Raw genomic sequence first — 4,023 nt, forward strand, 5'->3', positions numbered from 1 at the left:
TCCTGACGCAGAGTAATCTGACTGTAAGAACTATATGGGTGCTGTAATATGGATTACAAGAGAACAAAGCTTAAAGACAAGAGAATATTTGGCCTAAATTCAATTAGGTATTTAAAGTTTTAATAGAATTTTATGTATAAGGTGTGGGGAGCAGAGGGGGAAGGGTAATAAAATCTCCCCCAAAAAAACCCTCAGTTAACCCATCAGCCCAGGGTCCGCCATGATCAGCGGGTAATCCTTGGCCCCTGGTAATTGATAGTGCCACCACTCAGTCGTGATTGTGCCCCATCCGGCCGACACCATAATCCCCACTAAAAGATACCGATTGGCACCGATATCCGCGAGCAACTCAGCACCATGACGGGATTGGGTTGTGAAATCATCAAAGGGGGTCCCCATGTCAAGTTCACTCCCAGACGGATCAACCAAAGTCAAATCAATCGCCAGGCCCCGCGTGTGATTCGATCCAACGGCCGGGTCCATAACATAATCGGGATTGGGACAAAACGCCCACAGTTTTTCTTGGGACCGTTGCGGCCGAAAGGCATCAAATATTTTCAGACGAAACCCCTGCCGTGCCGCCAGGATGATGGCTTTTTCCAAACGGGGAATGGCATCCTGGTGTAAAAAACAACGGGCATGGTCATAAATAATTTCGCCAACAAAATTATTGGTCGTCGCATAGCGCAGATCAAGAATAACGTCGTGAGTTTGTTCTGTAATTTCATGCAAATCCATATAGTACCTTTCTTAACTAATCATTTTAACAATAATGCCATCGGATTGTTGTATCAACAGACGACCGTCGTCATCAATGCCAATAAATCGCCCCTGAATACCGGCCCTGACAATCGTCTCGCCATAATGATGCGCATGACTTAACCATTCTGTTCTGACGGGGTCAAATCCATTCTCAATCCAGGATTCATATTTCTCCCCAATCAATACCAGAATTTGTTCAAGAATTTCCTCCACCTCGACAGGTTTATCCACATGGTTACACAGATACGTCGTCGCATAAGTCGATACAACTGGGGATGATTGGATGTTCATGCCGATGCCAACAATTGCGGCGTCACCCTCAACCTCAATCAAAATGCCGCATAACTTTCGCCCATCCAAAAGGACATCATTTGGCCATTTTAATGTGATGGGCAGGGTTGGGGACAGATTTTTCAACACCTTGGCCACCGCATTTCCAACAACAAAAGCCAACTGACCATATCGCGCAAGGGGGGTGCCCCTGTCTGCGGGGTGCAATATTATACTGCAATATAAATTCCCCTTTGGTGATGTCCATGTATTGCCGTGTCGACCCTTGCCGGCGGCTTGTTGGCTGGCCACGATGGCTGTCACCTCTGGAGCGCCGGAGGTAACAAATGATTTTGCCGTTTCATTTGTGCTCTCAACAAAATCATATCGTTTTTGTAAAAAGTTTATTTTGATTGATTTCATTCCAAATTTTCTTGACCCGACGCTTTAAAATATGTACCACTATACACATGGAGCCTGCTTGGTGGAATGGTAGACACAACAGACTTAAAATCTGTCGCCTTAACGGGCATGCCGGTTCGAGTCCGGCAGCGGGCACCACATAAATCTCACACACATCAAATCATGACCACTTTATTCCAAAAAAACATTTCCAAATCTGTCATAAAAGCGGACTATACTGCCAAGGACATCGAGGTTTTAGAGGGTCTAGAACCCGTTCGTAAACGCCCCGGTATGTATATTGGCGGGACGGATGAAAAGGCGCTACACCACCTGGCTGCTGAAATTTTGGATAATGCCATGGACGAGGTTGTCGCCGGCTTTGCCACCAAAATCGAAATCCACCTAGGGGTCAATAATATACTCACTATCCGTGATAATGGTCGTGGTATCCCCGTTGACCCGCATCCAAAATTTCCGCATCTGTCGGCGTTGGAGGTTATTTTAACGACGCTGCATTCGGGGGGTAAATTTGATTCCACCGTTTACAGTACATCCGGTGGGTTGCATGGTGTTGGAATTTCGGTTGTCAATGCGTTATCTGATTTGTTAGAGGTCGAGATTTATCGCCAAAAACAATGTTGGCGCCAAACATACAGCCGCGGACATAGTAAAACGTTGTTGATTGCGGACGAACAACCCACGCGTAAAAAAGGCACACTAATTCGTTTCCATCCTGATCCCGAAATTTTTGCAGATGCTCAATTTAAGGCGACGACCCTTTTTCAAATGGCGCGATCAAAGGCGTACTTGTTCAAGGGAGTGGAAATCGATTGGTCTTGTGATGCGACGTTACTCAAGGGGCAAACGACTGTTCCGGGCCAGGCAACGCTGCATTATCCGGCGGGTCTGTTGGATTATTTAAAAGATATTGTTGGCTCGCAAGATGGCACAGCGACCGAGGCTGAAAGCACGGTTGAGTATTTCACAGGCGATGCCGCCTTTCCAGGGCATCAGGGGCGCGTGGAATGGGCGGTTGTTTGGCCGACGGCGGCGACTGAACATGATGCCTTTTTCGAGGGGCGCGTTACATCCTTTTGCAACACGATTCCAACACCACAGGGTGGCACACACGAGGCTGGCTTGCGTCAGGCATTGACCCGAAGTCTGCGCGATTATGGCGAGCGTATCAATAATCGCCGTATTCAGACCATGACCATGGATGATGTGAACGGGTGTACGTTTGCGGTGTTGTCTTGTTTTATTCAGCAACCCCAATTTCAGGGTCAAACAAAAGAAAAATTATCGTCAGCCAATGCAACAAAGTTGGTTGAAAATGCGATCAAGGATCATTTCGATCATTGGCTTGCCCAGCATCCACAGTTGGCCAATCAAGTTTTGGATTATGTGTTGAATCGGGCAGATGAACGGTTAAAACGACGCCAGGCGAAAGAGGTTGCCCGTTCCAGTGCCACAAAACGCCTTCGGCTTCCCGGGAAATTGGCGGATTGCACCAGCACAGATCCCGCAGTGTGCGAGATTTTCTTGGTAGAGGGAGATTCCGCCGGTGGATCCGCTAAACAGGCCAGAAGTCGCGCAACACAGGCGATTTTACCGCTAAAGGGTAAAATCCTCAACGTGGCAACGGCGTCGATGGATAAATTAAAAAACAACCAGGAAGTCGCCGATTTAATTTTGGCCCTTGGGTGCGGGTCCGGAAAGTCGTGCGACCCCAGCAAATTGCGGTATGCCAAAATCATCATCATGACCGATGCTGACGTTGATGGAGCCCATATCGCATCCCTTTTGTTGACGCTTTTTTTCCAAGAATTAAAACCCATTTTGGACGCGGGTCATGTGTATTTGGCCCAACCCCCCTTGTATCGATTATCGCACAATCAACAAACGGTTTATGCCCGCGACGATGCCCAAAAAGAACAGCTTTTAAAAACTGTTTTTAGTCGGGCCACCAAAGTTGACATCAGCCGATTTAAAGGGCTTGGGGAAATGCCAGTCGAACAATTGCGCAATACAACCATGGCTATCGATAAGCGTGTCTTGTTAAAGGTTGCCCTGAACCCCGATCAAACCCCCGTCCAGCATGCAGAATTCGTGAACCGCCTGATGGGGAAAAATCCCGAGGCGCGCTTCCTGTTTATCCAGGAAAACGCGCAGTTTCTAAAGGAAGTTGATGTCTAGGTTTTGTGACATCAATAACAAGGACATTCCTCCTCGTGAATCGTTTCCAGGGGTTCAAAGTTTCGAATAATCTTTCTTTTTTGGGGGGTCTTTTTTGTCTTGTTTTGTGAGACAATTTCAATTTTCTTAAGTTCGCTTAGGCATATGCCCGATATGTATGAACCATTTTTTTGATGAAACCCCAATGAATTTCTAAAGAACTCTTGCTCATAATCACTCAAACAGACCTCCTTTGATTCTACAAGTTTTACTAAATTCATCATGGCCAATTGATTGCCAACAGCTGCATTAATAGGCCTAGTGGTAAGGAACGCGCATAATTGGCAATAGAAATTTTCGCCTCCACTCTGGTTGCTAAATCACCCCCTCAAACCGGAAACTTAGCAATCA

Annotated in this window: 3 protein-coding genes and 1 tRNA gene; 2 read left to right on the forward strand and 2 right to left on the reverse strand. The window is 46.8% G+C overall.

Going from position 1 to position 4,023, the window contains the following annotated elements; all coding sequences use genetic code 11:
* Positions 1–195: 195 nt before the first annotated feature.
* Positions 196–738, reverse strand: a complete 543-nt coding sequence (gene ddpX / locus NTX76_06400) for a D-alanyl-D-alanine dipeptidase (GenBank protein ID MCX7338889.1) — start codon at positions 736–738, stop codon at positions 196–198.
* A gap of 12 nt (positions 739–750) precedes the next feature.
* Entirely contained in the window at positions 751–1,455 is a 705-nt protein-coding gene (locus NTX76_06405; GenBank protein ID MCX7338890.1) for a biotin--[acetyl-CoA-carboxylase] ligase, read from the reverse strand.
* 52 nt (positions 1,456–1,507) lie between these two features.
* On the opposite strand from NTX76_06405, the gene NTX76_06410 reads away from it, so the two are divergent.
* Both NTX76_06410 and parE read left to right on the forward strand, forming a co-directional pair.
* Positions 1,508–1,593: transfer RNA gene (locus NTX76_06410), tRNA-Leu, on the forward strand.
* 24 nt (positions 1,594–1,617) lie between these two features.
* Positions 1,618–3,633 carry a DNA topoisomerase IV subunit B gene (gene parE / locus NTX76_06415; protein MCX7338891.1) on the forward strand — a complete coding sequence of 672 codons (2,016 nt, stop codon included), beginning with the start codon at positions 1,618–1,620 and terminating at the stop codon, positions 3,631–3,633.
* Positions 3,634–4,023 lie beyond the last annotated feature (390 nt).

The sequence above is a fragment of the Alphaproteobacteria bacterium genome, assembly GCA_026400645.1.
Lineage (GTDB): Bacteria > Pseudomonadota > Alphaproteobacteria > Paracaedibacterales > CAIULA01 > JAPLOP01.

What these genes read in the sequence shown, in the direction of transcription:
- NTX76_06405 (MCX7338890.1), bottom strand. Translation starts at nt 1,455, where the DNA reads ATGAAATCAATCAAAATAAACTTTTTACAAAAACGATATGATTTTGTT.
- parE (MCX7338891.1), top strand. Translation starts at nt 1,618, where the DNA reads ATGACCACTTTATTCCAAAAAAACATTTCCAAATCTGTCATAAAAGCG.
- ddpX (MCX7338889.1), bottom strand. Translation starts at nt 738, where the DNA reads ATGGATTTGCATGAAATTACAGAACAAACTCACGACGTTATTCTTGAT.